Annotated in this window: 27 protein-coding genes and 1 pseudogene; 15 read left to right on the forward strand and 13 right to left on the reverse strand. The window is 73.3% G+C overall.

Annotated elements, in window-relative coordinates; genetic code table 11:
• Positions 1-144: 144 nt before the first annotated feature.
• Positions 145-362: pseudogene (locus tag AB0D45_RS08650) on the reverse strand (ABC transporter ATP-binding protein); the annotation flags it as partial.
• 151 nt (positions 363-513) lie between these two features.
• On the opposite strand from AB0D45_RS08650, the gene AB0D45_RS08655 reads away from it, so the two are divergent.
• Together AB0D45_RS08655 and AB0D45_RS08660 are read left to right on the forward strand one after the other, a co-directional pair.
• Positions 514-1,479 (forward strand): fibronectin type III domain-containing protein, encoded by a 966-nt coding sequence (locus AB0D45_RS08655; RefSeq protein WP_362456149.1) that lies wholly within the window; start codon positions 514-516, stop codon positions 1,477-1,479.
• A gap of 152 nt (positions 1,480-1,631) precedes the next feature.
• A complete protein-coding gene (locus tag AB0D45_RS08660) occupies positions 1,632-3,698 on the forward strand; it encodes an NB-ARC domain-containing protein (RefSeq protein WP_362456151.1) in 2,067 nt (688 codons plus the stop codon).
• Between the two features lie 143 nt (positions 3,699-3,841).
• Here AB0D45_RS08660 and AB0D45_RS08665 read toward each other — a convergent pair whose 3' ends face one another.
• Positions 3,842-4,027, reverse strand: coding sequence for a DUF5999 family protein (locus AB0D45_RS08665; RefSeq protein WP_125815414.1), 186 nt, complete (start codon positions 4,025-4,027; stop codon positions 3,842-3,844).
• A 154-nt stretch (positions 4,028-4,181) separates the two neighbouring features.
• Between AB0D45_RS08665 and AB0D45_RS08670 the strand changes: the two genes are divergently transcribed.
• On the forward strand, positions 4,182-4,604 hold the full coding sequence (locus AB0D45_RS08670) for an SRPBCC family protein (protein ID WP_362456152.1): 423 nt from the start codon (positions 4,182-4,184) through the stop codon (positions 4,602-4,604).
• 154 nt (positions 4,605-4,758) lie between these two features.
• On the opposite strand, the gene AB0D45_RS08675 is transcribed toward AB0D45_RS08670, so the two are convergent.
• Entirely contained in the window at positions 4,759-5,988 is a 1,230-nt protein-coding gene (locus AB0D45_RS08675; protein ID WP_361610722.1) for an acyl-CoA dehydrogenase family protein, read from the reverse strand.
• Positions 5,989-6,167: 179 nt separating this feature from the next.
• Between AB0D45_RS08675 and AB0D45_RS08680 the strand changes: the two genes are divergently transcribed.
• Positions 6,168-6,812, forward strand: a complete 645-nt coding sequence (locus AB0D45_RS08680; protein WP_362456153.1) for a TetR family transcriptional regulator — start codon at positions 6,168-6,170, stop codon at positions 6,810-6,812.
• A 4-nt stretch (positions 6,813-6,816) separates the two neighbouring features.
• Here the strand turns inward: AB0D45_RS08680 and def are convergent, their stop codons facing one another.
• Positions 6,817-7,365 (reverse strand): peptide deformylase, encoded by a 549-nt coding sequence (def, locus tag AB0D45_RS08685; protein WP_362456154.1) that lies wholly within the window; start codon positions 7,363-7,365, stop codon positions 6,817-6,819.
• Positions 7,366-7,487: 122 nt separating this feature from the next.
• On the opposite strand from def, the gene AB0D45_RS08690 reads away from it, so the two are divergent.
• From AB0D45_RS08690 to AB0D45_RS08715, 6 genes are all read left to right on the forward strand, one after another.
• Entirely contained in the window at positions 7,488-8,726 is a 1,239-nt protein-coding gene (locus AB0D45_RS08690; RefSeq protein WP_361609849.1) for a MurT ligase domain-containing protein, read from the forward strand.
• Between the two features lie 26 nt (positions 8,727-8,752).
• The gene (locus tag AB0D45_RS08695) at positions 8,753-9,481 is read left to right on the forward strand and encodes a glutamine amidotransferase (RefSeq protein ID WP_362456155.1); all 729 of its coding nucleotides are present in this window, start codon (positions 8,753-8,755) and stop codon (positions 9,479-9,481) included.
• A gap of 208 nt (positions 9,482-9,689) precedes the next feature.
• A complete protein-coding gene (locus tag AB0D45_RS08700; RefSeq protein WP_362456156.1) occupies positions 9,690-10,715 on the forward strand; it encodes a 6-phosphofructokinase in 1,026 nt (341 codons plus the stop codon).
• A 91-nt stretch (positions 10,716-10,806) separates the two neighbouring features.
• Positions 10,807-11,763 carry a cytochrome c oxidase assembly protein gene (locus AB0D45_RS08705; protein WP_361609852.1) on the forward strand — a complete coding sequence of 319 codons (957 nt, stop codon included), beginning with the start codon at positions 10,807-10,809 and terminating at the stop codon, positions 11,761-11,763.
• A 32-nt stretch (positions 11,764-11,795) separates the two neighbouring features.
• Entirely contained in the window at positions 11,796-11,954 is a 159-nt protein-coding gene (locus AB0D45_RS08710) for a hypothetical protein (protein WP_361609853.1), read from the forward strand.
• Between the two features lie 68 nt (positions 11,955-12,022).
• The gene (locus AB0D45_RS08715; RefSeq protein WP_361609854.1) at positions 12,023-12,733 is read left to right on the forward strand and encodes a lysophospholipid acyltransferase family protein; all 711 of its coding nucleotides are present in this window, start codon (positions 12,023-12,025) and stop codon (positions 12,731-12,733) included.
• A gap of 46 nt (positions 12,734-12,779) precedes the next feature.
• On the opposite strand, the gene AB0D45_RS08720 is transcribed toward AB0D45_RS08715, so the two are convergent.
• The 8 genes from AB0D45_RS08720 to AB0D45_RS08755 form a co-directional block, all read right to left on the reverse strand.
• Entirely contained in the window at positions 12,780-14,447 is a 1,668-nt protein-coding gene (locus AB0D45_RS08720) for an alpha/beta hydrolase (RefSeq protein ID WP_362456158.1), read from the reverse strand.
• A 172-nt stretch (positions 14,448-14,619) separates the two neighbouring features.
• Positions 14,620-15,420 carry an urease accessory protein UreD gene (locus tag AB0D45_RS08725; RefSeq protein ID WP_362456160.1) on the reverse strand — a complete coding sequence of 267 codons (801 nt, stop codon included), beginning with the start codon at positions 15,418-15,420 and terminating at the stop codon, positions 14,620-14,622.
• On the reverse strand, positions 15,417-16,112 hold the full coding sequence (ureG, locus tag AB0D45_RS08730; RefSeq protein WP_362456162.1) for an urease accessory protein UreG: 696 nt from the start codon (positions 16,110-16,112) through the stop codon (positions 15,417-15,419). The genes AB0D45_RS08725 and ureG overlap by 4 nt, the downstream gene beginning before the upstream one ends.
• 32 nt (positions 16,113-16,144) lie before the next feature.
• The gene (locus AB0D45_RS08735; protein WP_362456164.1) at positions 16,145-16,819 is read right to left on the reverse strand and encodes an urease accessory UreF family protein; all 675 of its coding nucleotides are present in this window, start codon (positions 16,817-16,819) and stop codon (positions 16,145-16,147) included.
• 31 nt (positions 16,820-16,850) lie between these two features.
• Entirely contained in the window at positions 16,851-18,572 is a 1,722-nt protein-coding gene (locus AB0D45_RS08740; protein WP_362456166.1) for an urease subunit alpha, read from the reverse strand.
• Positions 18,565-18,876, reverse strand: coding sequence for an urease subunit beta (locus AB0D45_RS08745; RefSeq protein ID WP_351293897.1), 312 nt, complete (start codon positions 18,874-18,876; stop codon positions 18,565-18,567). Before AB0D45_RS08745 ends, AB0D45_RS08740 begins: the two co-directional genes overlap by 8 nt.
• Positions 18,877-18,889: 13 nt before the next feature.
• A complete protein-coding gene (locus AB0D45_RS08750) occupies positions 18,890-19,192 on the reverse strand; it encodes an urease subunit gamma (protein WP_361610790.1) in 303 nt (100 codons plus the stop codon).
• A gap of 311 nt (positions 19,193-19,503) precedes the next feature.
• Complete coding sequence (locus tag AB0D45_RS08755; protein ID WP_362456168.1) at positions 19,504-19,953, reverse strand: ATP-binding protein; 450 nt, start codon at positions 19,951-19,953, stop codon at positions 19,504-19,506.
• Positions 19,954-20,150: 197 nt separating this feature from the next.
• On the opposite strand from AB0D45_RS08755, the gene AB0D45_RS08760 reads away from it, so the two are divergent.
• Together AB0D45_RS08760 and AB0D45_RS08765 are read left to right on the forward strand one after the other, a co-directional pair.
• A complete protein-coding gene (locus AB0D45_RS08760; RefSeq protein WP_362456170.1) occupies positions 20,151-21,035 on the forward strand; it encodes a helix-turn-helix transcriptional regulator in 885 nt (294 codons plus the stop codon).
• A gap of 12 nt (positions 21,036-21,047) precedes the next feature.
• Positions 21,048-21,269, forward strand: coding sequence for a DUF397 domain-containing protein (locus AB0D45_RS08765; RefSeq protein WP_361610794.1), 222 nt, complete (start codon positions 21,048-21,050; stop codon positions 21,267-21,269).
• A 57-nt stretch (positions 21,270-21,326) separates the two neighbouring features.
• On the opposite strand, the gene AB0D45_RS08770 is transcribed toward AB0D45_RS08765, so the two are convergent.
• On the reverse strand, positions 21,327-22,499 hold the full coding sequence (locus AB0D45_RS08770) for an 8-amino-7-oxononanoate synthase (RefSeq protein ID WP_362456172.1): 1,173 nt from the start codon (positions 22,497-22,499) through the stop codon (positions 21,327-21,329).
• 179 nt (positions 22,500-22,678) lie between these two features.
• On the opposite strand from AB0D45_RS08770, the gene bioB reads away from it, so the two are divergent.
• The 3 genes from bioB to bioD are packed head-to-tail and all read left to right on the forward strand — an operon-like array spanning position 22,679 to position 25,965.
• Positions 22,679-23,920 (forward strand): biotin synthase BioB, encoded by a 1,242-nt coding sequence (bioB, locus tag AB0D45_RS08775; RefSeq protein WP_362456174.1) that lies wholly within the window; start codon positions 22,679-22,681, stop codon positions 23,918-23,920.
• Positions 23,913-25,247 carry an adenosylmethionine--8-amino-7-oxononanoate transaminase gene (locus AB0D45_RS08780; protein WP_362456176.1) on the forward strand — a complete coding sequence of 445 codons (1,335 nt, stop codon included), beginning with the start codon at positions 23,913-23,915 and terminating at the stop codon, positions 25,245-25,247. Before bioB ends, AB0D45_RS08780 begins: the two co-directional genes overlap by 8 nt.
• A gap of 1 nt (position 25,248) precedes the next feature.
• On the forward strand, positions 25,249-25,965 hold the full coding sequence (gene bioD / locus AB0D45_RS08785) for a dethiobiotin synthase (protein ID WP_362456178.1): 717 nt from the start codon (positions 25,249-25,251) through the stop codon (positions 25,963-25,965).
• The last annotated feature ends 92 nt before the right edge of the window (positions 25,966-26,057 follow it).

Below are 26,057 nucleotides of genomic sequence, written 5' to 3' on the forward strand. Positions count from 1 at the left end.
CTCCTTGCCGGACGGGGCTGTTGACGTTGCGTCTGATGTCGCGCCGCCGCCAGACGCTAGGTCGCGCTGTCCGAGGAGTCCATGGATGCGCCGGACGGTTCACGAAGGCGCAACAGTCGCCCGGCCGTCCGCGATGTCGCTCCGGCGCGGCCGCGGCACCAGCGCCCGGGCCACGCAGGCGCGTTGCAGCCGGCCGTCGCTGACCTCCTGAGGGCGCCGGGCGAGGAGGCCGGCGCCGAGGCCGACCCGGTCGGCCGACTCGGCGGTGCCCCGACGAGGTCGTACGGGCTGAGGCGGGGGTCGGCCGAGAGACGGGGCTGCTGGAAGGCGACGCCGGCTTCGATGCGCAGGGAGCGCGGGGCGCCCGTCCCAGGGCCGCAATGACGCCGGACGGGAGCGGATGCGTACGAACCCGCCCAGACCGGCGCCCGGCGGCCGCGCCGGCCCGCCAGGGCCTTGTGGAGCCGCCTCCCCCGTGCCATATATGTCTAGACCATTAGAGGAAGGCATCCCGTGCGAGGCACCCCTCCCCCGCGCCGGGCATGGGCAGCGCTCGCCCTCGGCCTGGCGGCGACCCTGACGGCGTGCGGCGCGGACGGCGACACCGAGCCCCCGCGCGCTCCCGCCGGCCTCACCGCACAGGCCGGCAGCGCCACTTCGGTCCACGTGATGTGGCGGGCACCCGACACCGCGGACGGGGTCAGCGGCTACCAGGTGTTCCAAGACGGTCGGCTGGTGCGGGAGCTGCCCGCCGACAAGACGATGACGGACATCACCGGCCTCACCCCGCGGACGGCCTACTCCTTCACCGTCCGGGCCGAGGACGGAGCCGGGAACCGCTCCCCGCTCAGCGCCCCCGCCGAGGTGACCACCCCCGCAGCGAAGGCCGAGGACCACCAGGCCCCCACCGCCCCGCCCGCCACCACCGGGCGCCCCGAGGGCCCCCGCGCCGTCCGGCTGAGCTGGGGCGCGGCGACGGACGACACCGGCGTGACGGCGTACGACGTCTACCAGGCCGGAGTGCGCGTCCACACCGCCTCCGGCACCGACACCGGCACCACCGTCACCGGCCTCCAGCCGGGCACCGCCTACGAGTTCACCGTCCGCGCCCGCGACGGCTCCGACAACTCCTCCCCCGACGGACCGCCGGCGGCGGTGACCACCCCGGCCGATCCCGGACAGGCCCCCCAGACCGCGCCCGGCTCGTTCACCGCGACCGCCTCCCCCGGCACGGTCGAGCTGGCCTGGACCGCCCCGGACACCGGCCGCGCGACGAGCGAGTACCAGCTGTACGTCAACGACCGGCCCGTCACCGTCATCCAGTTCGGGGCCGGGGCCGTACCGCAGGGCCGGGCCTCCTACCGGCTGACCACCACCGAGCCCGGCGGCACGGTCTGGACCCTGAAACTGCGCGCCCGGCTGCCCGACGGCAACTGGGGGGCCTTCTCCGAAGAACGGCGGATCCTGCTGGCCGGCTGACACCCCGCGGGCACCGCGCCGCCGCGGATCCCGGCCGAACGGCCGTGGCGCGAAAGAAGATCGCGCACAATACATCCGTGTTCGGTGAGTACTCGGTCAACCACAATCAGGCAGACTCCGCATGCGGGGGCCCTGCGCCAGACCCGGGCGGCATGCCGGGGAACCTGCCGCCGGAAACAGCCGGCTTCATCGGCCGCGAGGCCGAACTGGCGGACCTGGAGGGCCTGTTGGAGGAGCGGAGACTCGTCACCCTGACCGGGGTCGGCGGCGTCGGCAAGACCCGGCTCGCCCTGCGGGCCGCCACCCGCCTCAGCCGCTCCCGTCCCCGCGGGATGCGGCCCCACGGGATCCGGTCCCACGGGCTCTGGTCCCACGGCATCTGGTGGGTGGAGCTCTCGCCGCTGCGCGACCCCGCCCTGCTCACCACCACCGTCGCCCACGCCCTCGGCCTCGCCGACCACGCCGCCCACCGCCCCGACGAGGAGCTGTGCGCGTGGATGGCCGACAAGACCCTGCTCCTCGTCCTCGACACCTGCGAGCACATGGTGGCCGAAGTTCGCCACCTCACGGGCGAACTCCTGCAGTCCGCACCCGGACTGACGGTGCTGACCACCTCCCGGGAGCGGCTCGACTCCCCGGGCGAGACGGTGCTCGAAGTCCGCCCGCTGCCCTGCGAGGGCCCCGACAGCGAGGCGCTGGCCCTCTTCCGGGCCAGCGCCCTGGCCGCGAGCCCGCAGTCCTCCCCCCTCTTCGCCGACCCCGCGGGGGCCCGGACCGCCGCCGAGGTGTGCCGCCGGCTGGACGGCATCCCGCTCGCCCTGGAGCTGGCCGGGGCGAGGATGCGGCTGTGGAGCCTGGAGCAGATGGCGCAGCGCCTCGGCGCGCGCTTCGAGGTGCTCTGCGGCCCCCGCGCCGCCCTTCCGCCCCGGCACCAGACCATGCGGACCGCGATCGGCTGGAGCCACGAGCTGTGCGAGCCGGTGGAACGGCTGCTGTGGGCCCGGCTCTCGGTGTTCAGCGGGGACTTCGACGTCGCCGCCGCCCGGGCCGTGTGCTCCGGCGGGCCGCTGCCCGCCGCCCGGGTGGAGCGGGTGCTGGAGGGGCTCGTCGCGAAGTCCGTCGTACGGCGCTCCGAGGAGCGGGGCGCCGGGGCGCGCTACCGGATGCTCGACACCATCCGGGAGTTCGGGCACGACTGGCTGGCGGAACTGGACGAGGTACGGACCGTCGCCGACCGGCACGCCCACTGGTACGCCGCGCTGTCCGGCGCCGCCGAGCGGGGCTGGCTGGGGCCCGGCCAGGTGGACTGGTACCGCAGGATGAGCGCCGAGCACGCGCAGCTGCGCACGGCCCTCGAGCACCTGCTCGGCACGGATCCCCCGGCGGCCCTGGAGATGGCCGGCGGCCTGTGGTTCTTCTGGTTCTCGTGCGGGCACGTCCACGAGGGCCGGGCCGTCCTGGAACGCGCCCTCGGCGGGGCCCCGCCCGCGGGCGCCGCCCGCGCCCAGGCCCTGTGGGCGCTCGGCCTGACGATGCTGGCCCAGGGCGACATGGAGGCGGCCCGGCGGGTGGGCGCCGACTGCGCCCGGGAGGCGGCGCTGCTCGGCGAGCCCGAGCGGCAGTTGCGCGCCGCGTACCTGTGCGCGGTGTCGGTCCTGATGCCGGGCGACCCGGTGGAGGCGCTCGCGTTGGCGGGGCCCGGGGCGCGGGCGGCGCACGGCGGGCCGACGAGCGGGGCGGGGTGGCTGCTGTGCCGGCTGGCGACCGCGTTCGCCCTGTACGACCTCGGGCGCTTCGAGGAGGCCGCGCAGGAGGCGCGTGGGCTGCGGGAGGCGTGCGCGGAGCTGGGCGAGCGCTGGCTGCGGGCGTACGCGGACTACGTCCTGGCCCTCGCGGCGCTCGGGCTGAGCCAGCACGGCGAGGCCGCGCGGCACGTACGGGCCATGCTGTCCGGCAAGCGGCTGCTGGGCGACCGCTTCGGCATCGCGCTGGGCCTGGACCTGCTCGCGGCGGCGGTGGCGGCCCTCGGCGACGGTGAGCTGGCCGCACGGCTGCTCGGCACCGGGCACGCCTGGTGGCGCACGGTGGGGCGGCCGCAGATGGGCTCGCCGGCGCTGACGGCCCTGCGGGACCTCGGCGAGCGGCAGGCCAGGGCGGCCATCGGCGACGCGGCGTACGAGACCGCGTTCCGCGGTGGTGCGGCGGCACCCACCGGCTGAGCCCCAGCCGGCGGGCCGCCTGTCACCCGGACTCCCGTCAGTACGGGAGGGGTCTGCCCGACGGTGTGCGCAGGTCCAGGTCTCGGGGGGCGGGCTTGGGGACGGGCTTGCGGATCAGCTGCTGGCGCATGCTGCCTCCTCGCTCAGACCAGGGCCGGGCGACGGGGTTCCACCGTCCGGCCTTCGGGGAGCAGTTCCCCGGTGTCGTCGAAGATGACCACCCCGTTGCAGAGCAGGCTCCAGCCCTGTTCGGGATGGGAGGCCACGACGCGGGCGGCCTCGTGGTCGGCGCTGTCGGCGGGCGGGCAGGGGGGCTGGTGGGAGCACATGGCGCACCTCCTCGCAGTGTGGGGCGGGAGGGCCGGTGGTCACCCGGTCGAATCCGCGATCCACGGTGGCGGCGAGTATTGCCGATCGCCACCCCCGGCGGAACCCGTATTCGGGGTCCGGTTCAGGGTGTGTATGCCCGCTTACCATGCGCTCATGCCCGTGATCCGGATCATTCGCCGTACGTCCCTCCCGCCGGCCGAGGCCTGGAGGCGGCTGACGGACTGGGAACGCCAGGGCGAGGAGGTGCCGCTGACCCGGACGGTGATCGACGCGCAGCCGCCGTCGGGCGTCGGGACGCGCTTCACCGCGCGCACCGGAGTGGGCAGGATCACGTTCGACGACCCGATGGAGGTCGTCCGCTGGGAGCCGCCGCGGCTGGTCCGGCTGGAGAAGCGCGGCCGGACCGTCACGGGCTGGGCGGAGATCGAGCTCCGCCCGGTCCCCGGCGGGGGGACGGAGGTCCACTGGCGCGAGGCCCTCCGCGTGCGCTTCCTCCCCCGCGCCCTGGACCCCCTGGTGGCGCGGGCGGGCCGCCTCCTGTTCACCCGGGTCCTCGCCCGCCTGCTGCACCCCTGAGGGCCAGCAAGCGGCCGGCCGCCGGGGAGTCCCGCGCCCCGGGCGACTTCCTCTCCGCCCCGGAGTACGGCGGCGACGGCTGGACCGTGAACTGCCTGACCCCGCGGCATTGACGCCCGGGGGGCAGCCGCACCCGCGGGCCCTCCGCACGGCGCTAGCGGATCGGCATGCCGGAGAGGGTGCGCGCGATCACCAGGCGCTGGATCTCGCTCGTCCCCTCGAAGATCGTGTAGATCGCGCTGTCGCGGTGCATGCGCTCCACCGGGTACTCCCGGGTGAAACCGTTGCCGCCGAGGATCTGGACCGCCTGGGCGGTGACCTTCTTCGCCACCTCGCTCGCGAACAGCTTCGACATGGAGCCCTCCGCCGAGGTGAACGGCTTGCCCGCGACCGCCATCCAGGACGCCCGCCACACCAGCAGCCGGGCCGCGTCGATCTGGGTGCGCATGTCCGCGAGCTGGAAGGCCACGCCCTGGTTGTCGATGATCGGGCGCCCGAACTGGGTACGGGTCTTCGCGTAGTCCAGGGCGACCTCGTACGCCGCGCGCGCCGTGCCGACGGCCATCGCCCCGACGGCCGGCCGGGAGGCCTCGAAGGTGGCCATGGCGGCGTTCTTCACCCGCTCGCCGCCGCCCGCCGCCGCCCGCTCACGGGCCCGCGCGAGGCGCTCGTCCAGCTTGTCCTTGCCGCCGAGCAGGCAGGAACCGGGCACGCGTACGTCCTCCAGGACCACCTCGGCCGTGTGCGAGGCGCGGATGCCGTGCTTCTTGAACTTCTGGCCCTGGGTGAGCCCCGGGGTGCCCGGGGGCACGATGAAGGAGGCGTGCCCCTTGGTGCCGAGCTCCGGGTCGACGACGGCGACGACGATGTGGACGTTGGCGATGCCGCCGTTGGTGGCCCAGGTCTTGGTGCCGTTGAGCACCCACTCGTCCTTGGCCTGGTCGTAGACGGCCCGGGTGCGCATCGCGCCGACGTCCGACCCGGCGTCCGGCTCGGAGGAGCAGAAGGCGGCGACCTTGACGTCGTCGGGGGTCCCGTACATCTGCGGGATCCAGGTGCCGATCTGCTCCTCGGTGCCGTTGGCGACGACGCCGATGGCCGCGAGGCCGGTGCCGACGATGGACAGCGCGATGCCCGCGTCGCCCCAGAACAGCTCCTCCATCGCCATGGGGATGCCGAGGCCGGTCGGGTCGAAGAACTGCTGGGCGTAGAAGTCCAGGGAGTAGATGCCGACCTTGGCCGCCTCCTGGATGACGGGCCACGGAGTCTCTTCCCGCTCGTCCCATTCGGCGGCCGCGGGCCGGATCACGTCGGCGGCGAAGCCGTGGATCCAGTCGCGGACCTGCTTCTGGTCGTCGTTGAGCTCCATGGTGAACTCCGCCATGTCCCCTCCAGCTGTTCTCACACGGTTACCGTTACTGCCGGTAACCCTCACCGTGGCCACAGTCTGTTACCGGCTGGTAAGCACTGTCAAGCGCAGCCGGATTCGGTGACGGGGCCGTGTGGGGTGTTACGTTGCGTGGGCGTCACGCACCATCGCAAGGGCGGGGAGAGAAACACGTCATGGAGACCAGTCAGCAGGCGGGCGAGCCGGGAGCGGGAGAACGCCGCCGGCGCGAACTGCTCGAGGCGGCGGACCGCGTCGTACTCAGGGACGGCCCCAAGGCCTCCATGAACGCCATCGCGGCCGAAGCGGGCATCACCAAGCCGATCCTCTACCGGCACTTCGGCGACAAGGCGGGCCTCTACCAGGCGCTCGCCGTCCGGCACACCGACGCCCTGCTCGACTCGCTGCGGGCCGCGCTCGACGCCCCGGCCGAACGCCGACGGCGGGTCGAGTCCACCCTGGACACCTACCTCGCCGCCATCGAGGCCCGCCCGCAGGTCTACCGGTTCCTGATGCACCCCGCCGAGGACTCGCAGAGCAGCGAGCGCGGCTTCGACGTCGGCCTGCACTCCGCGCCCCTGCTGCGCCGGCTCGGGGAGGAGCTGGCCGAGGTGGTCGGGGAGCGCGTGGACCTCGGCCCCGACGGGGCACAGCTCGCCCGAATCTGGGGCCACGGCATCGTCGGCATGATGCACGCCGCCGGCGACTGGTGGCTCGGCGAACGCCCCTGCGGCCGGGCGGCGCTGGTGGCCGGCCTCACCGACCTGCTCTGGGGCCGCCTGGCCACCGCCGGCAACCGGGCGGACGGCCCCGGCTTCTGAACGGTTACGCGGGCGCGCCGCCCCACGGGGCCTTGCGGATGGCACGGCGCAGCCGGCGGGCGCGCAGCCCGGTCACCCGGTCCGCGTAGACCGTGCCGTCGAGGTGGTCGCACTCGTGCTGGAGGCACCGGGCGAAGAACCCGGTGCCCTCGATCCGCACCGGGGCCCCGTCGGAGGTGACCCCCTCCACGACCGCCCGGTCGAAGCGGACCGTGCCCGCCTCCAGGCCGGGCAGCGACAGACAGCCCTCGGGGCCGCGGAACGCGTCCCCGTCGGCTTCCACCAGCCGGGGGTTGACGACGTGTCCCACATGACGGACGTCCTCGTCGTCGGGGCAGTCGTAGACGAAGACCCGCTGCCCGGTCCCGATCTGGTTCGCGGCGAGGCCGACGCCCTGGGCGGCGTACATCGTGGCGAACATGTCCTCGATGAGCCGGTCGAGTTCGGGGCCGAAGCCGGTGACCTCCGCACAGGGCGAGTGGAGCACCGGGTCACCCAGGAGACTCATGGGACGAACGGAACCGGTGGTACCGGGGAGGGGGCGCTGTCGCATGGCCGTAAGGGTACGACGGGCGAATATATGAGGAGATCCGCGGCGGACCGGGGGCGCCGCGGTCAAGGCCCCGGCCGGTACTGGATAGGCTGGGGCGACCGACGCTAGGAGGACAAGGGACGATGGCAGGCAACACGGAGCCGCTTTCGCCGCGGGCCAAGCTGGCCGTGACGGCGGGCAAGGCCGCGGCGGCGGTGTCGCGGGCCGCGGGACGCGGAAGCGGATCGGTGATCGGAGGCAAGGTCGCACTCAGGCTGGACCCCGATCTTCTCGGCGCGCTGGCGCAGCATCTCGATGTCGTCCTCGTCTCCGCGACGAACGGCAAGACCACGACGACCCGGCTGATCGCTGAGGCCCTGCGGGCCAGCGGTCCGGTCGTCTCGAACGCGCTGGGCGCGAACATGCCCGCGGGCATCACCTCGGCCCTGGCCGGCGGCTCGGACGCCAGGTACGGCGTCATCGAGGTGGACGAGAAGTACCTGGCCGGGGTGGCCCGGGACGTCACCCCCAAGGTGATCGCCCTGCTGAACCTCTCCCGCGACCAGCTGGACCGCGCGGCCGAGACCCGCATGCTCGCCGAGAAGTGGCGCGAGGGGCTCCAGGGCTCCAAGGCGGTCGTCGTCGCCAACTGCGACGACCCCCTGATCGTCTGGTCGGCGTCCTCGTCGCAGAACGTCGTGTGGGTCGCCGCCGGCCAGGAGTGGAAGGACGACGCCTGGTCGTGCCCCTCCTGCGGTGGCGTCATGCAGCGCCCCGGCGACGACTGGTTCTGCGGTGAGTGCGGCTTCCGCCGCCCGACCCCGAGCTGGGTGCTCTCCGGCGACCACGTCCTGGACCCGCACGGCAGCGCCTGGCCGATCCACCTCCAGCTGCCCGGCCGCGCGAACAAGGCCAACGCCGCCACCTCGGCCGCCGTGGCCGCCGTCTTCGGCGTGCCGCCGCAGGTCGCGCTGGAGCGCATGTACCAGGTGCAGGCCGTCGCCGGCCGTTACGACGTGGTCAGCTTCATGGGCCGCGAGCTGCGCCTGCTGCTCGCGAAGAACCCCGCGGGCTGGCTCGAGACGTTCTCGCTGATCGACGGGCCCCCGGCGCCGGTGATCCTCTCGGTGAACGCCCGCGGCGCCGACGGCACCGACACCTCCTGGCTGTGGGACGTGGACTACCCGCGCCTGGCCGGGCACCCGATCTTCGTGATCGGCGACCGCAAGCTGGACCTCGCGGTCCGCCTGGAGGTCGCGGGCCTGGACTTCCGGGTCTGCGAGAGCATCGACGAGGCCGTCCAGCTGGCACCCCCCGGGCAGATCGAGCTGATCGCCAACTACACCGCCTTCCAGGACGTGCGCCGCCGCGTCGGCAACTAGTACCCAGACCTTCGAAGGACAAGAGCATGAGCGACAACAGCCTGCGTCTGGTGTGGGTCTACCCCGACCTGCTCAGCACGTACGGAGACCAGGGCAACGCCCTCGTCGTGGAGCGCCGGGCGCGCCAGCGCGGCCTGGACGTGCAGCGCGTGGACGTGCGCAGCGACCAGCCCATCCCCACCTCGGGCGACATCTACCTGATCGGCGGCGGCGAGGACCGGCCCCAGCGGCTGGCCGCCGAGCGGCTGCTGCGCGACGGCGGCCTGGAGCGCGCCGTCTCGAACGGTGCGATCGTCTTCTCCGTCTGCGCCGGGTACCAGATCCTGGGCAAGGAGTTCGTCAACGACCAGGGCCAGCGCCAGGAGGGCCTCGGCCTGCTGGACGTGGTGACCGTGCGCGGCGAGGGCGAGCGGTGCGTCGGCGACGTGCTGGCCGACATCGACCCGCGCCTGAACCTGCCCCCGCTGACGGGCTTCGAGAACCACCAGGGCGTCACGCACCTCGGCCCGACGGCCAAGCCGTTCGCCCGCACCCGGCTCGGCCGCGGCAACGGCAGCGGCGACGGCACCGAGGGCGCGTACAACGACACCGTCTTCGGGACGTACATGCACGGCCCCGTGATGGCCCGCAACCCGCTCATCGCGGACCTGCTGCTGAAGCTGGCCCTCGACGTGAACGCGCTGCCGGCCATAGACGACCGCTGGTACGAGGCGCTGCGCGCGGAGCGCATCGCGGCGGCCACGCAGCCCGCGTAGGGGCTTCGCCGCCCCCGCCGCACGGCATCCGGCCCGGATTCCCCTCGGGGAGTCCGGGCCGACGTGCGTTCGTACGATCTTCCGCTTGTTGCGACCATCCTGTGGAGGATGGTTCAGTCCACCGGGAATCCGCTTGTAGGGTGACGGGTAGTTCCAACCGGACGACGTGGTCCGGTCGTCGGCCCACGTTGCAAAGGTTCTTCCTGCCATGCGCATTGGTGTGCTCACTTCCGGCGGCGACTGCCCCGGCCTCAATGCCGTCATCCGCTCCGTCGTGCACCGCGCCGTCGTCGACCACGGCGACGAGATCATCGGCTTCCACGACGGCTGGCGCGGCCTCCTGGAGTGCGACTACCGCAAGCTCGACCTGGACTCCGTCGCCGGCATCCTGGCCCGGGGCGGCACCATCCTCGGCTCCTCCCGGGTCCAGCCCGCGCACCTGCGCGACGGCGTGGAGCGGGCGCGCGGGCACGTCGCGGACCTCGGCCTGGACGCCATCATCCCGATCGGCGGCGAAGGCACCCTGAAGGCCGCCAACCTGCTCGCGCAGGGCGGTCTGCCCATCGTCGGCGTCCCGAAGACCATCGACAACGACATCGCCTCCACCGACGTCACCTTCGGCTTCGACACGGCCGTGGGCGTCGCCACCGACGCCCTGGACCGCCTGAAGACCACCGCCGAGTCGCACCAGCGCGTGATGGTCGTGGAGGTCATGGGCCGCCACACCGGCTGGATCGCCCTGCACTCGGGCATGGCGGCCGGCGCCCACGCCATCGTCGTCCCGGAGCGCCCCTTCGACATCGCGGAGCTCACCGAGATCGTCGGCGAGCGGTTCTCGGCGGGCAAGCGCTTCGCGATCGTCGTCGTCGCCGAGGGCGCCAAGCCCCGGCCCGGCACCATGGAGTACGAGGCGGGCGGCACCGACCAGTACGGCCACGAGCGCTTCGCCGGCATCGGCAACATCCTGGCCGTCGAGCTGGAGCGGCGCCTGGGCAAGGAGGCCCGTCCCGTCATCCTGGGCCACGTCCAGCGCGGCGGCACGCCCACCGCGTACGACCGGGTCCTGGCCACCCGCTTCGGCTGGCACGCGGTGGAGGCGGCGCACCGCGGTGAGTTCGGCATGCTGACGGCGCTGCGCGGCACGGACATCGTGATGGTCCCCCTCGCCGAGGCCACCTCGACCCTGAAGACGGTCCCCACGGCCCGCTACGACGAGGCCCAGACCGTTCTGTGATGTTTCCCCCCTTCTGAGACCGCCCCCGGACGCGATCGCGTCCGGGGGCGGCACTACTGTGGTGGGGCGCCACAGTCAAGGGAGTGAAGAGATGGATCACAGCGGTCACGGCATGGACATGAACATGGACCTGCCGCCGTTCACTCTCGGGCGCGGGCTGGAGTTCTCCTTCGACGCCTTCTTCCTGTTCGGCTCCCTGATCGGGCTCGCCCTCTACGGGTGGGGCGTGCTGCGGCTGCGGGGCCGCGGGGACTCCTGGCCGCTCGGCCGTACCGTCGCCTTCGTCGCCGGCGTGCTGACGGTGGTCCTGGTGATGTGCACCAAGCTGAACGACTACGGCATGGTCATGTTCAGCGTGCACATGGTCCAGCACATGGTGATCAGCATGGTCACCCCCATCCTGCTGCTGCTCGGCGCGCCGGTGACACTGGCCCTGCGGGCGCTGCCGCCCGCGGCCCGGGGCACCAAGGGGCCGCGCGAGCTGCTCCTGATGCTGCTGCACAGCCGGTACATGCGGATCGTCACGCACCCGGCCTTCACCATCCCGATGTTCATCGCGAGCCTCTACGCGCTGTACTTCACCCCGATCTTCGACTCCCTGATGGGGAGCAGGGCCGGGCACATCGGCATGATGGTCCACTTCCTCGCCGTCGGCCTGATCTTCTTCTGGCCGATCATGGGCGTGGACCCGGGCCCGCACCGCCCCGGCTACGTGATGCGCATGCTGGAGCTGTTCGCGGGCATGCCCTTCCACGCCTTCTTCGGCATCGCCCTGATGATGGCGAGCGAGCCGATGATCAAGACGTACGCGAACCCGCCGGCCTCCCTGGAGATCGACCCGCTGCTCGACCAGCAGTGGGGCGGCGGCATCGCCTGGGCGTTCAGCGAGATCCCCTCGGTGCTGGTGCTGATCGCCCTGATCTACCAGTGGTACCACTCGGAGCAGCGGATCGCGAAGCGCTCGGACCGGGCCGCCGACCGGGACGGCGACAAGGAGCTGGCGGCCTACAACGCGTATCTCGCCTCGCTCCAAGGGCGCGGCCAGTAGCGCGGGAGCCGCATCAGGCGCCACCATGGGGCATGACCGGATCCGTTAAGGCGATGGCCGTGACGACCTTCGCCGCCCTGGTGGCCGTCTCCACGTACTCGGTGGCGATCGGCAGCAACGGCTGGCTGTGGTTCGGCTGGGTGGTGCTGGGCCTGCTGACCGTCGGGCTGGCCGCTTCGCGCAGCTCCTGACCCTCCCGGCCCCCGCCTGACTGTCCGTAGGATGGCCGTGACATAGGGGCATCGACGGGAGCGGCCAGGTGTTCTACCACTTGCTCAAGCACGTACTGCTCGGTCCGCTGCTGCGGCTGCTGTTCCGGCCGCGGATCGAGGGGCTGGAGAACATCCCCGCGGACGGGGCCGCGATCGTCGCGGGCAACCACCTGTCCTTCTCGGACCACTTCCTGATGCCCGCGATCCTCACGCGCCGGATCACCTTCCTCGCCAAGGCCGAGTACTTCACCGGCCCCGGCCTCAAGGGCCGGCTGACCGCGGCCTTCTTCCGCAGCGCCGGGCAGATCCCGGTGGACCGCTCCGGCAAGGAGGCCGGGCAGGCGGCGCTGCGCGAGGGGCTCGGCGTCCTGGCCAAGGGCGAGCTGCTCGGCATCTACCCCGAGGGCACGCGCTCCCACGACGGGCGGCTCTACAAGGGCAAGGTCGGGGTCGCCGCGATGGCGCTGGGCGCGGGGGTGCCGGTGGTGCCCTGCGCGATGCTCGGAACCTTCGAGATCCAGCCGCCCGGGCAGAAGCTCCCCAAGATCCGAAGGGTGACGATCCGCTTCGGGGCTCCGCTGGACTTCTCGCGGTACGCGGGGATGGAGGGCGAGCGGGCGGTGCTGCGCGCCGTCACCGACGAGATCATGTACGCGATCCTGGGCCTGTCCGGCCAGGAGTACGTCGACCGGTACGCGGGCGAGGTCAAGGCCGAGGAGGAGGAGAAGCGGAAGAAGGCCCGGCGCCTGACGCGCTGAGCCTCCTTCCGCCCGTGTCACGGGGTCGTGCCGTTGCCTCCGGGTCCTAGCGGACGGCCGGGAGCTCCTCGTGCTGCGGCAGCGCGGCGGCCGGAGCGTCGGCGGCGAGGGACTTCGCCGCGGCCGGGGCGGGCGGCACCGGCGTGGCGTGCGGGGCGCACTTCACGTCCTGGGCGTCGACCTTGCCGGTGAGCAGGTAGGCGTCCACCCGCGTGTTGATGCAGGGGTTCACCAGGCTGGTCACGCCGTGCGAGCCGGCGTTCTGCTCGGTGATCAGGCGCGAGCCCGCCAGGCGGCGGTGCAGCTCGACGGCGCCCGCGTACGGGGTGGCCGCGTCACGCTCGGACTGGACGATCAGGACCGGGGCGATCCCGCGCTTGGCGCCGACCTCGATCGGGGTGCTCTGCTTGGACTTCCAGGTCGCGCAGGGGAGGTTCATCCACGCGTTCGACCAGGTCAGGAACGGGTACTTCTTGTGCAGCTCGGTGTTGTCCCGGTCCCACTTGGCCCAGCTGGTGGGCCACTTGGCGTCGGCGCACTCGACGGCGGTGTAGACGGCGTTGCCGTTCTCGGACGCCGCGTTGCCCTTGGTGTCGGACATGTCCGGGGCGATGGCCTCGATCAGCGGCTTCTCGTCACCGGCGGCCCAGGCGCTGAACGCCTGCGCGACCGGGACCCACGAGGAGTCGTAGTACGGGGCGCCCTGGAAGAAGCCGATCAGCTCGGCCGGGCCGACGACCCCGCCGAGCGGGTTGGCCTTGGCCTTGGCGCGCAGCTCCTGGTACTTGGCCTCGACCTTGGCGCGGGTGTCGCCGAGGTGGAAGACCGCGTCGTTCTTGGCGACCCAGTCCTGCCAGTCGTTCCAGCGCATCTGGAAGGCGACGTCCTGCTCCAGGTTGGCCTGGTACCAGATGTTGTCCTGCGCCGGGTTGACGACGCTGTCGACGATCATGCGGCGCACGTGGGTCGGGAAGAGGGTCGCGTAGACCCCGCCCAGGTAGGTGCCGTACGAGACGCCGAGGTAGTTCAGCTTCTGCTCGCCGAGGGCGGCCCGGATGACGTCCAGGTCGCGCGCGGTGTTCGGCGTGGTCATGTGCGGCAGCATCTCGCCGCTGCGCTCCTTGCAGCCGTCCGCGTACTCGGCGGCGAGCTTGCGCTGGGCGCGCTTGTCGGCCTCGTTGGAGGGGACCGGGTCGGCCTTGGGGGCCTTGACGAACTCCTGCGGGTCGATGCAGGAGATGGGCGCGGAGTGGCCGACGCCGCGGGGGTCGAAGCCCACGAAGTCGTACGCCTTGGAGGTGTTGACCCACAGCGGGCTCTTGGTGGTGACCCGGCGCGGGAAGCGCATGCCGGAACCGCCCGGTCCGCCCGGGTTGTAGACGAGGGCGCCCTGGCGCTCCTCCTTGGCGCCCGTGCTGACGGCGCGGTCGACGGCGAGCTCGATGGTCTTGCCGAAGGGCTTGGAGTAGTCGAGCGGGACCTTCACCCAGCCGCACTGGATCGGCTTCTCGAAGCCCCAGTCGGCAGGACAGTCCTTCCAGTCGATGCCCGCGCGGGCGGCGCGGGCGGCGGCGATCTGGACGCCGACCGCCTCGGCGCCGCCGTTGTCCCGGCCGGCCGGAGCCGCCGAGGCCGGCGGCGCGAGCAGCAGGCCTGCCGCCAGTGCGCCGGTGATGAGAGTGGCGGCGCTCCCCAGCGTCGCATTGCGTATCACGTGGTTGATCCCCCTGGTCATGTGCCGCCCGGAGCGGCGGGATTGGGCCAGGGGGATCCTTTCGTCTGACCGGTACCCGGCAACAGAGCACGGTCGACTTCTTTGCCAACCCGATAACCGGAAAGGTGTGTACCGCTGAGCGGTGTCCCATTGCCCCGTATCTGTCCCCCCGTCACCAGCCGTAGGTGCGCGACGCCTCGTCGAGCAGCTCGCGCAGCCGCAGCGCGTCCGGGGCGAGGGCGGTCACGAGGACGGCCGGGCCGGCCAGCGGGGTGGCCGCCGCGAACTCCCCCAGTACGGCCGCCCGGGGCGGGTCGGCCCCGAAGCGCGGGTCGACGACCAGGAGCTGGCCCAGGGCGCGGTGTCCAGCGGTTCCGGCCGGGCCGTCCCAGCCGCCGGGTGCGCCGGGGCCGCAGGTCAGCTCCTGGTCCAGCAGGGGCCGGCCGCCCCGCGTGACCGTGAGGCGGCTGCGCAGCAGGCCGGGGGCTTCCGCGGTGCGTCCCAGGACCTGTTCCTCGCGCAGCAGCAGGCGCGCGGTGGGGGCCAGTTCGGCGCGGGTGGTGGCGCGCAGGTCGCTGCCGCGCACGGAGACGAGCGGCTCGGGCAGCCAGCGCACCGCCGACTCGGCGGCCAGCGTCAGCCGTACGTCGTACCGCGCGGCCTCGCCGGTGCGGCCGGGCAGGGCCAGGGTGGCGGCCGCCGCGCGCAGGGCGAGGCGGGCGCCCGGCCCCGCCTCGGCCTCCACCGTGAGGTGGTCGCCGCCGAGGGGGGCGCTCATGGCGCCGACCAGCATCACTCCCGCCTCGGCTCCCTCGCCCCGGGTGCGGCGCAGGGCGAGCGGCCCCTCCCCGGCCAGCAGGGGCAGGGCGGTGCCGCCGCGCCCGTCGGCGACGGCACGGATGCGGGCGGTGGCGCGCAGGGCGGCCGGGTGCAGGCCGGCGGGGGGCCGGGCCGCGGGGGGCGCGCTGGTCACCGTACGGCCCAGGCGGCGATCCGCTCGCGCACCCAGTCGGCCACCGGGGCCACGCCCTCGCCGCCCCGCAGCGACTGGAACGCCACGGGCAGTCCGCCGCGCTGCGCGGCGGCGTCACGGGCCATCCGCTCCAGGTCGGAGCCCACGTACGGCGCGAGGTCGGTCTTGTTGACGACGAGGAGGTCGGAGGTGGTGACTCCCGGTCCGCCCTTGCGGGGGATGTCATCGCCGCCGGCCACGTCGATGACGAAGATCTGGGCGTCGACCAGGCCCCGGGAGAAGGTGGCGGTCAGGTTGTCGCCGCCGGATTCGACGAGGATCAGGTCGAGGGGGGCGCTGCCCAGGAAGGTCTCCTCCAGCTCCTCGACGGCCTCCAGGTTGGCGGAGATGTCGTCGCGGATCGCGGTGTGCGGGCAGGCCCCGGTCTCCACCGCGCTGATCCGCTCGGGCGGCAGGACGGCCTCGCGCAGCAGGAACTCGGCGTCCTCGCGGGTGTAGATGTCGTTGGTGACGACCGCCATGGACAGTTCGGAGCGCAGGGTCCGGCAGAGCGCGGCGACGGTGGCGGTCTTGCCGGAGCCGACGGGTCCGCCGAGGCCGACGCGCAGGGCGCGGCGGGTCCCGTCGGCGCGCAGCGGGGCGGCGCCGTGGGTGTGGCGGTGGGGATAGGTCACGTCGTGGTCGAGGTGCACGGCAGGTCTCCTAGAAGGGGGGGTGGGGGCGCTCAGGACGCGAAGAGGCGTACCGCCCAGTCGGCATGCGCCTGCGCCGCGATGTCCAGCAGCGGTGAGGAGGCCGCGGGCAGGGCGTCCGGGCCCTCGGTACGGGCGAGCAGGGCGGCCTCCGCCGCGCGCGCGGCGACGGCGTCGAGTTCGGGCGCGAGGCCGGCCAGGACGGCGCTCGCCTCGAACGGGTCCAGGCCCAGCAGCCGCACCGTCGCCGTGGCCGGCCCGCTCACGCTTTCGTACGCCGCCACGTGCGCCGCGTCCAGCGCGCCGAGCCCGGCGGCCCTGGCGGTGACGCCGAGGACCACGGGCTGGTGCGCCCCGCGCGGGAAGGCGGAGGCCAGCGCGTCCAGTTCGGCGGCGGGCCAGGTGGCCCGGGCGGCGCGCAGCAGCTGCCGGCCGAGCCGCCGCGCGGCGGTGCGCAGCGCGGGCGAGGGGGTGCGGGCGTCGGCGGCGGCGTCGAGCAGCGCCGGGTCGAGGCCGAGGGCGGCGGCCGCGGCGAGTCCGGCGGCGGTGAGGCCCGCGGTGTGCAGCCGGCCCCGGCAGAACTGCGCGAGGGAGGCGGCGTCGTGGATGCGGCAGGCCTTGCAGGCGGCTTCCGCCCCGCCGGAGTGGGCGTGCCCTCCGGCGGGGAAGCGGCCGTCCGCGAGCACGAGCAGCGCGGCGAGGCTCATCGTTCGGGGCCCTTCGGGCGGCGGGGCCCCATCAGAAGAGGAAGTATCTCTGTGCCATGGGCAGTTCGGCGGCGGGCGCCGGCTCCACCGCCTCGCCGTCGATGGTGACGGTGAAGGTGTCGGGATCGACCTCCACCCTCGGCATGGCGTCGTTGTTGCGCATGTCCGACTTGCCCAGCTTGCGGGTGGTCTCGATGGCCGTGAACCGCTTGTCGAGGCCGAGCCGTTCGGGAAGGTGGTCGTCGAGGGCGGCCTGGACGGTGAAGTTGACCGAGTTGAGCGCGGGCGCGCGGCCGATGGCCCCGTACATGGGCCGGGGCAGGACCGGCTGGGGGGTGGGGATGGAGGCGTTGGCGTCGCCCATCTGCGCGTACGCGATCTGGCCGCCCTTGATGACCAGCTCGGGCTTGACCCCGAAGAAGGCGGGGGTCCACAGCACCAGGTCGGCGAGCTTGCCCACCTCGACGGAGCCGATCTCCCTGGCGAGGCCCTGGGCCACGGCGGGGTTGATCGTGTACTTGGCGACGTAGCGGCGGGCGCGGTGGTTGTCGGCGGGGCCGTCCCCGGGCAGGAACCCGCGCCGCTCCTTCATCACGTGGGCGGTCTGCCAGGTGCGCAGCACGACCTCGCCGACGCGGCCCATGGCCTGGGAGTCGGAGGAGATGATGGAGATCGCTCCGAGGTCGTGCAGGACGTCCTCGGCCGCGATGGTGGAGGGCCGGATCCGGGACTCGGCGAAGGCAAGGTCCTCGGGGACGGCCGGGTTGAGGTGGTGGCAGACCATCAGCATGTCGAGGTGCTCCTCGACGGTGTTGACGGTGTGCGGCCGGGTGGGGTTGGTGGAGCTGGGCAGGACGTTGGGCTCGCTGACCACGGTGATGATGTCGGGAGCGTGGCCGCCGCCCGCGCCCTCGGTGTGGTACGAGTGGATGGTCCGCCCGGCGATGGCGGCGAGCGTGTCGGCGACGAAGCCGGCCTCGTTGAGGGTGTCGGTGTGGATGGCGACCTGGGCGCCGGTTTCGTCGGCGACGCCCAGGCAGGCGTCGATGACGGCGGGGGTCGCGCCCCAGTCCTCGTGGATCTTCAGTCCGAGGGCTCCGCCGCGCAGCTGGGAGCGCATGCCCTCGCGGGACATGGTGTTGCCCTTGCCGAGCAGGCCGATGTTGACGGGGTAGGCCTCCAGCGCGGCGAACATGCGGGCCAGGTGCCAGGGTCCGGGGGTGACGGTGGTGGCCTTGGACCCCTCGGCCGGACCGGTGCCGCCGCCGACGAGCGTCGTGATGCCGGAGGTGAGCGCCTCCTCGACGACGGTCGGGGAGATGAAGTGCACGTGGGCGTCGATGGCGCCGGCGGTGACGATCTTGCCGTTGCCCGCGATGATCTCGGTCTCGGGGCCGATGACGAGGCGGGGGTCGACCCCGTCCATGGTGTCGGGGTTGCCGGCCTTGCCGATGCCGCAGATGCGGCCGTCGGTGATGCCGACGTCGGCCTTGACGATGCCCCAGTGGTCGAGGATGACCACACCGGTGATCACGGTGTCGGGGGCGCCTTCGGCGCGGGTGGTGCGGGCCTGTCCCATGGACTCGCGGATGACCTTGCCGCCGCCGAAGACGGCCTCGTCTCCGGAGTTCCCCGGTCCTCCGCTGAGGTCCTGCTCGATCTCGACGAAGAGGGCCGTGTCGGCGAGCCGGATCCGGTCGCCGGTGGTCGGCCCGAAGAGGTCGGCGTAGGCCGGGCGCGGGAGTTCAGCCATCGAGCGGCCCTCCGGTCTCGCCGCGCAGTCCCGGTACGGTGCGCAGGCCGCCGAGCGGTACGAGCTCCACGGCGACCGGGATGCCCGGTTCGAAACGGACGGCGGTGCCGGCGGCGATGTTCAGGCGCAGGCCGTGCGCGGCGGCCCGGTCGAAGTCGAGGCCGGGGTTGGCCTCGGCGAAGTGGTAGTGGGAGCCGACCTGGACGGGCCGGTCGGCGGCGTTGAGGACGGTGAGGCGGGTGACGGGGCGGCCCTCGTTGAGGCGCACCGGTCCGTCCCCGTAGGCGATCTCGCCGGGGATCATCGGCTGTTCTCCCTCAGACGATCGGGTCGTGGACGGTGACGAGCTTGGTGCCGTCGGGGAAGGTCGCCTCGACCTGGACGTCGTGGATCATCTCGGGGATCCCCTCCATGACCTCGGCGCGGGTGAGCACGGTGCGGCCGGACGCCATCAGCTCGGCCACCGTCCGCCCGTCCCGGGCCCCTTCGAGGAGGTGCGAGGTGATCAGGGCGACGGCCTCCGGGTGGTTGAGGAGGACCCCGCGCGCCCTGCGCTTCTCGGCCACGTCGGCGGCGACGTGGATCAGGAGTCTCTCTTGTTCGTGGGGTGTCAGTTGCACCTGCATCACCAAGCTTCCGGGACATGGTCTTCATCGCGCCGGGGGCGACCGTACCGGCCGTCAACACTTTGTTGACCTGCGCTTATCCGTGCCAAGCGTGTCTTGCCCAATCCAGGGCGAGGCTTTCCGTCCCGATCACCGCGGCTTTACCGGCACGTGGGTGATCATTGGCGGAAGACGGAGGACCATACCGTAGGGCCCGTAGTTTTCCGCCGCGTTAACCCGTGTTTCCGGAGGGCACCCGGTGCGAAGCCGCCCCGGTCCCGGCGGGGCGTGATGTATACGGCCGGGCCGGAAGGCCCCGCAGTGCGTCAGCAGCCCCTGAGGGTGCGCGCGGAGGCGTCGGCGGGCCAGGGCAGGGTGATCCAGACGGTCTTCCCGCCGTCCTCGGTGGGGCTGACCGAGAGCCGGCCGCCCGCCTCGGCCGCGAGCCAGCGGATGATGACCATCCCGCGGCCGTTGTCCTGCTGGACGGCGGCGGGCAGCCGCTTGGGCCAGCGCGGATGGCTGTCGGTCACCCCGACGCGCAGCCACTCCTCGCGTTCGAGGCGGACGTCGACGGTGAAGGTGGGTGACTGGCCGAAGGTGTGCTGCACCGAGTTGGTGGCGAGTTCCGAGACGATCAGCCGTACGGTGTCGGCGGTGTCCGCGTCCTGCGGCAGTCCCCAGTCGTCCAGGACCTGCGCCACGTAGCGGCGGGCGGCGGCGACCGATACCGGTTCGCTCGGCAGAGTGACGGATGCTTCCAGCTGATCTGCCATGGCGACGTCCCTTTCCCACCGGGGCGCAGCCGCCCCGGATCTACGCTGAGCGCCAGAGTGCCACTCATCGTGCCGCCGTTTCCGCCGTTCCCCCATGATCTGCATATATCTGTCGCTCGATGCGGTGAACTCTGCTACGGAAGAGCGTATGTGGACGGCAGACTGGTGCGAGGTGTGCCGGTGGAAGGAGAGCGGGTATGCAGCACGGCCCCGCGGTACGTCGGCGCAAACTCGGCGAGGAGCTGCGCGCGCTGCGCGACCGCTCCGGACTCACCAGCGGTGAGGTGGCCCGCATCGTCGGCTGGCACCAGTCGAAGGTCAGCCGCATCGAGACGGGCCGAAGTGGCGTGAAAGCGGAGGACATCCGGCTGCTGCTGGACGCCTACGGGGACGTGGTGAGCGCCCAGCAGCGCGCGCTGCTCGAAGCCCTCGGGGCGTCGGCGGCCGGCCCCGCGGCGAACGGGGACGCGGCGCGCGGGCGGCAGTGGTGGCACGACTACCGGGGCCTGCTCCCGCAGGAGTACCGGGACTTCATCAGCCTGGAGGCCGGAGCCCGGTCGGCGCGGACCGTCGAGCTCTCCGTGGTGCCGGGCCTGCTCCAGACCCCCGGCTACGCGCGGGCCGTGACCCGCGCCGCGCTGGGCGGGCTGCCGGAGCCGAAGGTGGACGCGCTGGTCGACGTACGGCTGGCCCGGCAGGCGGTGCTGCGGGCCGATCCGCCGCTGGAGCTCGCCGCCGTACTGGACGAGGCGGTGCTGCGCCGGCAGATCGGCGGACCGGGGGTGATGGCGGAGCAGCTCAGGCATCTGGTGGAGGTGGCGCGGCTGCCCCAAGTGCGGTTGCAGGTCCTGCCGTTCACCGTGGGGGGCCATCTCGGCCTGACCGGACCGTTCGTCATCTTCTCATTTCCGAACATCGCCGATCTGGATGTGGTGGTACTCGACCATTTGACGAGTAGCCTCTATCTGGAGCGGAAGGAAGACCTGGACGCGTACAGCGCCGCGTTCCGCACCATCCAGGCGCACGCCCTCCCGCCCCGTGACTCGTCGGATCTGATCAGCTCACTCGCTGACGACGCGTAAGGAGGCACCCCCGTGTCCGCAACCCCCTTATCCACCAGCGGACTTCTGAACAGCGCGCGGTGGCGGCGGAGCAGCCGCAGCACCGGAATGAACAACTGCGTGGAAGCGGCCGCCCTGGCCGGCGGCCTGCTGGCCGTCCGCGACTCCAAGCGGACGGACGGCCCGGCCGTGCTCTTCACCGGGCCGGCCTGGGACGGCTTCCTCGCCTCCGTACGGGCGGACGTGCACGGATGACGTGACGCCCCGGTCGTGGCTTCGGGATCGGGCCCCGGCACGATCCGAAAGACACGGCTAGCGGTCCGCGGCTCCGGCCGGAGCGGTTGCGAGGACCGTGCTGACGGCCCGGCTGATCTCGTCCCCCGTGAGATCGGCCCGCGCGGTCAGCCGCAGCCGGGAGATGCCGTCCGGCACCGACGGCGGACGGAAGCACCCCACGGACAGACCTGCCTCGCGGCAGTCGGCGGCCCAGCGCAGTGCCGCCGAAGCCGACGGGGCCCGTACCGACACCACGGCCGCGTCCGGCCGGGCCGCGGTCAGGCCGGACGCGGTGAGCCGCCCGTACAGCTCGGCGGCCACCTCCCGGACCCGGTCCGCGCGTTCCGGCTCCCGGCGCAGCAGGCGCAGGCTCGCCAGCGCCGCCCCGGCGGCCGCCGGGGCCAGCCCGGTGTCGAAGATGAAGGCGCGGGCGGTGTTGACCAGGTGCCGGATCACCTTGGCCGGCCCCAGCACCGCGCCGCCCTGACTGCCCAGCGACTTCGAGAGGGTCATCGTGGCGACCACCCCGGGCGCGCCCGCGAGCCCGGCCGCGTACAGCGCGCCGCGGCCCCCCTCGCCCAGCACCCCCAGCCCGTGCGCGTCGTCCACGACCAGGGCCGCGCCCTCGGCCCGGCAGGCGGCGTGGTAGGCGGCGAGCGGAGCGGCGTCCCCGTCGACGGAGAACACCGAGTCGCTCACCAGCAGGGCACGGCCCCCGTGCGCGGCCAGCGTCTTGCGGACCGGCTCCGGTTCCCCGTGCGGGGTCACCGCCACCTCGGCCCGTGAGAGCCGGCAGCCGTCCACGATCGAGGCGTGGTTCCCGGCGTCCGAGACGACGAGGGTGCCCCGGCCGCTGAGCGCGGTCACCGCGGCCAGGTTCGCCGCGTATCCGGACGAAAGCACCAGGGCCGCCTCGAAACCGGCGAAGTCGGCCAACTCCCGCTCCAGCTCGGCGTGCAGCTCGGTCGTTCCGGTGACCAGGCGCGACCCGGTCGCTCCGGCACCCCACCGCTCGGCCGCCTCACAGGCCCCGCGCACCGTCTCCGGGTGCCGGGACAGGCCCAGGTAGTCGTTGCTCGCCAGGTCCAGCAGGGGCGAGGAGGCCGGCCTCGGCCGCAGGGTGCGGACCAGTCCCGCCCGCTCGCGGTCGCGCTCCGCGCCGTCGATCCAGGCGAAGACGTCCTCGGGCTGCGGGGTGTGCTGGGTCATCGGCGGTCCTCGCGTCGCGTCTCACGATGTGTCTCGCGTTTTGTCGGCAGTCGACAGATCTGCTCGACCCTATCCGCCGTGACCCGAGGGACTGGTGTGGCGATCCACACACTCCCTTCCGGCCATGTTGTCCGTTCTCTCCTTGGCCGGGAGTGGTCGCGTGGGACAGGATCGGGCGCATGGACCTGCTGAACACCCTGGTGGAAAAGGGACTGCGGCGCGAGCTGCCGACCCGCGAAGAGGCGCTCGCCGTGCTGGCGACCTCCGACGACGAACTGCTCGACGTGGTGGCCGCGGCCGGCAAGGTGCGCCGCCAGTGGTTCGGGCGCCGCGTCAAGCTGAACTACCTGGTCAACCTGAAGTCGGGGCTCTGCCCCGAGGACTGCTCGTACTGCTCCCAGCGCCTGGGATCGAAGGCCGAGATCCTCAAGTACACCTGGCTGAAGCCGGACGAGGCCTCCCAGGCCGCCGCGGCCGGCGTCGCCGGCGGCGCCAAGCGGGTCTGTCTCGTGGCGAGCGGGCGCGGTCCGACCGACCGCGACGTGGCCCGCGTCGGCGAGACGATCGCGGCCATCAAGGAGCAGAACGAGGGCGTCGAGGTCTGCGCCTGTCTGGGTCTGCTCTCCGACGGCCAGGCCGAGAAGCTCCGCGAGGCGGGGGCGGATGCCTACAACCACAACCTCAACACCTCCGAGGCCACCTACGGGGGCATCACCAAGACCCACACGTACGCCGACCGCGTCGACACCGTGCAGAAGGCGCACGCGGCGGGCCTGTCGGCCTGCTCCGGCCTGATCGCCGGCATGGGCGAGAGCGACGAGGACCTGGTCGACGTGGTCTACGCGCTGCGCGAGCTGGACTCGGACTCGGTGCCGGTCAACTTCCTGATCCCCTTCGAGGGCACCCCGCTGGCCAAGGAGTGGAACCTCACCCCGCAGCGCTGCCTGCGGATCCTCGCGATGGTCCGCTTCGTCTGCCCCGACGTCGAGGTGCGGATCGCCGGCGGCCGCGAGGTGCACCTGCGCTCGATGCAGCCGCTGGCCCTGCACGTGGCCAACTCCATCTTCCTCGGCGACTACCTCACCAGTGAGGGCCAGGCAGGCCAGGCCGACCTCGACATGATCGCGGACGCCGGCTTCGAGGTGGAGGGCGCCGGTACGACCACCCTTCCCGCGCACCGCGCCGACGTGGCGGCCGCCGCCCCCGCGGGCGGCCCGTGCGGCTCGGCGGCGGGCTCCGGCTGCGGACCGGCGGCGGACGCCGAGGCCGCCGGCTGCGGCTCGGCCTGCGGCGGCTGCTCCGGCCACGCCGAGGAGGCCCCGGCGGCCGCTCCCGCCCAGGCGGAGGCCGGCGACGTGCGTCCGGAGCTGGTGGCGGTGCGCCGGCGCGGCGCGGGGACGGACATCGCCCCCAATGCCTGACCGGTTCCCCCTGCACGACCCGCTCGCCCCCTCGTCGGACACGGCCGAGCTGCTCGCACTGGACCGGCAGCACGTCTGGCACCCGTACGGCCCGATGCCCGGACGGCAGGAGGCCCTGGTGGTCTCCTCCGCCTCCGGGGTCCGGCTGCGGCTCGCCTCCCCCGCGCAGGGGCGGGACGAGCTGGTCGACGGCATGTCCTCCTGGTGGTCGGCGATCCACGGCTACAACCACCCGGTGCTGAACGAGGCCGCGACGGCGCAGCTGGGCCGGATGTCCCACGTGATGTTCGGCGGGCTCACCCACGAGCCCGCCGTCCGGCTGGCCGCCCGGCTGGTGGAGATCACCCCTGAGGGGCTGGAGCACGTCTTCCTCTGCGACTCGGGGTCGGTCGCCGTCGAAGTCGCCGTCAAGATGTGCCTGCAGTACTGGCGTTCCCTGGGCCGCACCGGCAAGACCCGGCTGCTGACCTGGCGCGGCGGCTACCACGGCGACACCTGGCAGCCGATGGCCGTGTGCGACCCCGACGGCGGTATGCACGAGCTGTGGCAGGGCCACCTGCCCCGGCAGGTCTTCGCCGACGCCCCGCCCGGGGACTTCGACACCCCCGTGGACCCGGCGTACGTGGAGCACCTGCGCTCCCTGGTCGCCGCGCACGCCGACGAGCTGGCCGCGGTGATCGTGGAACCGGTCGTGCAGGGCGCGGGCGGCATGCGCTTCCACCACCCGGGCTACCTGCGGGTGCTGCGGGAGCTGTGCGACGAGTACGGGGTGCTGCTGGTCCTGGACGAGATCGCGACGGGCTTCGGCCGTACGGGCGCGCTCTTCGCCGCCGGCCACGCGGGGATCACCCCGGACGTGATGTGCCTGGGCAAGTCCCTGACCGGCGGCTACCTCACCCTGGCGGCGACCCTGTGCACCGAGCGGGTCGCCGACGGGATCTCCCGGGGCGAGGTGCCGGTGCTCGCCCACGGGCCGACCTTCATGGGCAACCCGCTCGCCACGGCCGTGGCCCTGGCCTCCGTCGACCTGCTGCTCGGCCAGGACTGGGCCGGCGAGGTCAAGCGGATCGAGGCGGGCCTGCGCGAGGGGCTCGCCGAGGCCTCTGCCGTACCCGGGGTCAAGGACGTACGCGTGCTGGGCGCGATCGGCGTGATCCAGCTCGACCACCCGGTCGACGTGTGGGCGGCGACCCGGGCGGCGGTCAGGGAGGGCGTCTGGCTGCGTCCGTTCCGCGACCTGATCTACACCATGCCCCCGTTCGTCACCGGCGACGCCGACGTCGCCCGGATCTGCCGCGCGGCCGTCGCAGCGGCGCAGGAAGGCTGAGATGTCCGTCATCGTGGTGTCCGGTACCGGCACGGAGATCGGCAAGACGGTGGTCACCGCGGCGATCGCGTCGGCCGCCCTGGCCGCCGGCCGCTCGGTGGCCGTGCTCAAGCCGGCCCAGACCGGGGTCGGCCCGGACGAGCCCGGGGACGCCGCCGAGGTGGTACGCCTCGCCGGCCCGGCCGTCACCGCGCGGGAACTGGCCCGCTACCCCGAGCCCCTGGCCCCGGACACCGCGGCGCGGCGCGCGGGCCTGCGGACGCTGGCCCCGGCCGAGATCGCGGAGGCGGCCGCACGGCTGGCCGCCGAGCACGACCTGGTGCTGGTGGAGGGCGCGGGCGGGCTGCTCGTACGGTTCGACGAGGACGGCCACACCCTCGCGGACGCGGCGCGGCTGATGGCGGCTCCGGTGCTGGTGGTGGCGCCCTCGGGGCTCGGCACGCTCAACACCGCGGACCTCACGGCGGAGGCCCTCGAAGCCAGGGCGGTCCGCGCGCTCGGGGTGGTCGTCGGCAGCTGGCCCGCGGCACCCGATCTGGCCTCCCGGTGCAACCTCGCCGACCTGCCGAAGTCCGGGCTCCCGCTGCTGGGGGCCGTGCCGGAGGGAGCCGGCGGGCTGGAGCCGGCCGCCTTCCGCGCGGCGGCGCCGGGGTGGCTGGGGGCGCCGCTGGGCGGCACCTGGTCGGCGGAGTCCTTCCTCGCCGAGTGGCCGGCCTGACGCGAAGCCGACGGGGGGGCGGGCGAGGCGAAAGCGGACGGGCTCGGGCTCGGGCTGAGCGGCGGGGCTGAGGAACCGGATCGCATGGCCTG

Source organism: Streptomyces sp. NPDC048352 (assembly GCF_040651895.1).
Lineage (GTDB): Bacteria > Actinomycetota > Actinomycetes > Streptomycetales > Streptomycetaceae > Streptomyces.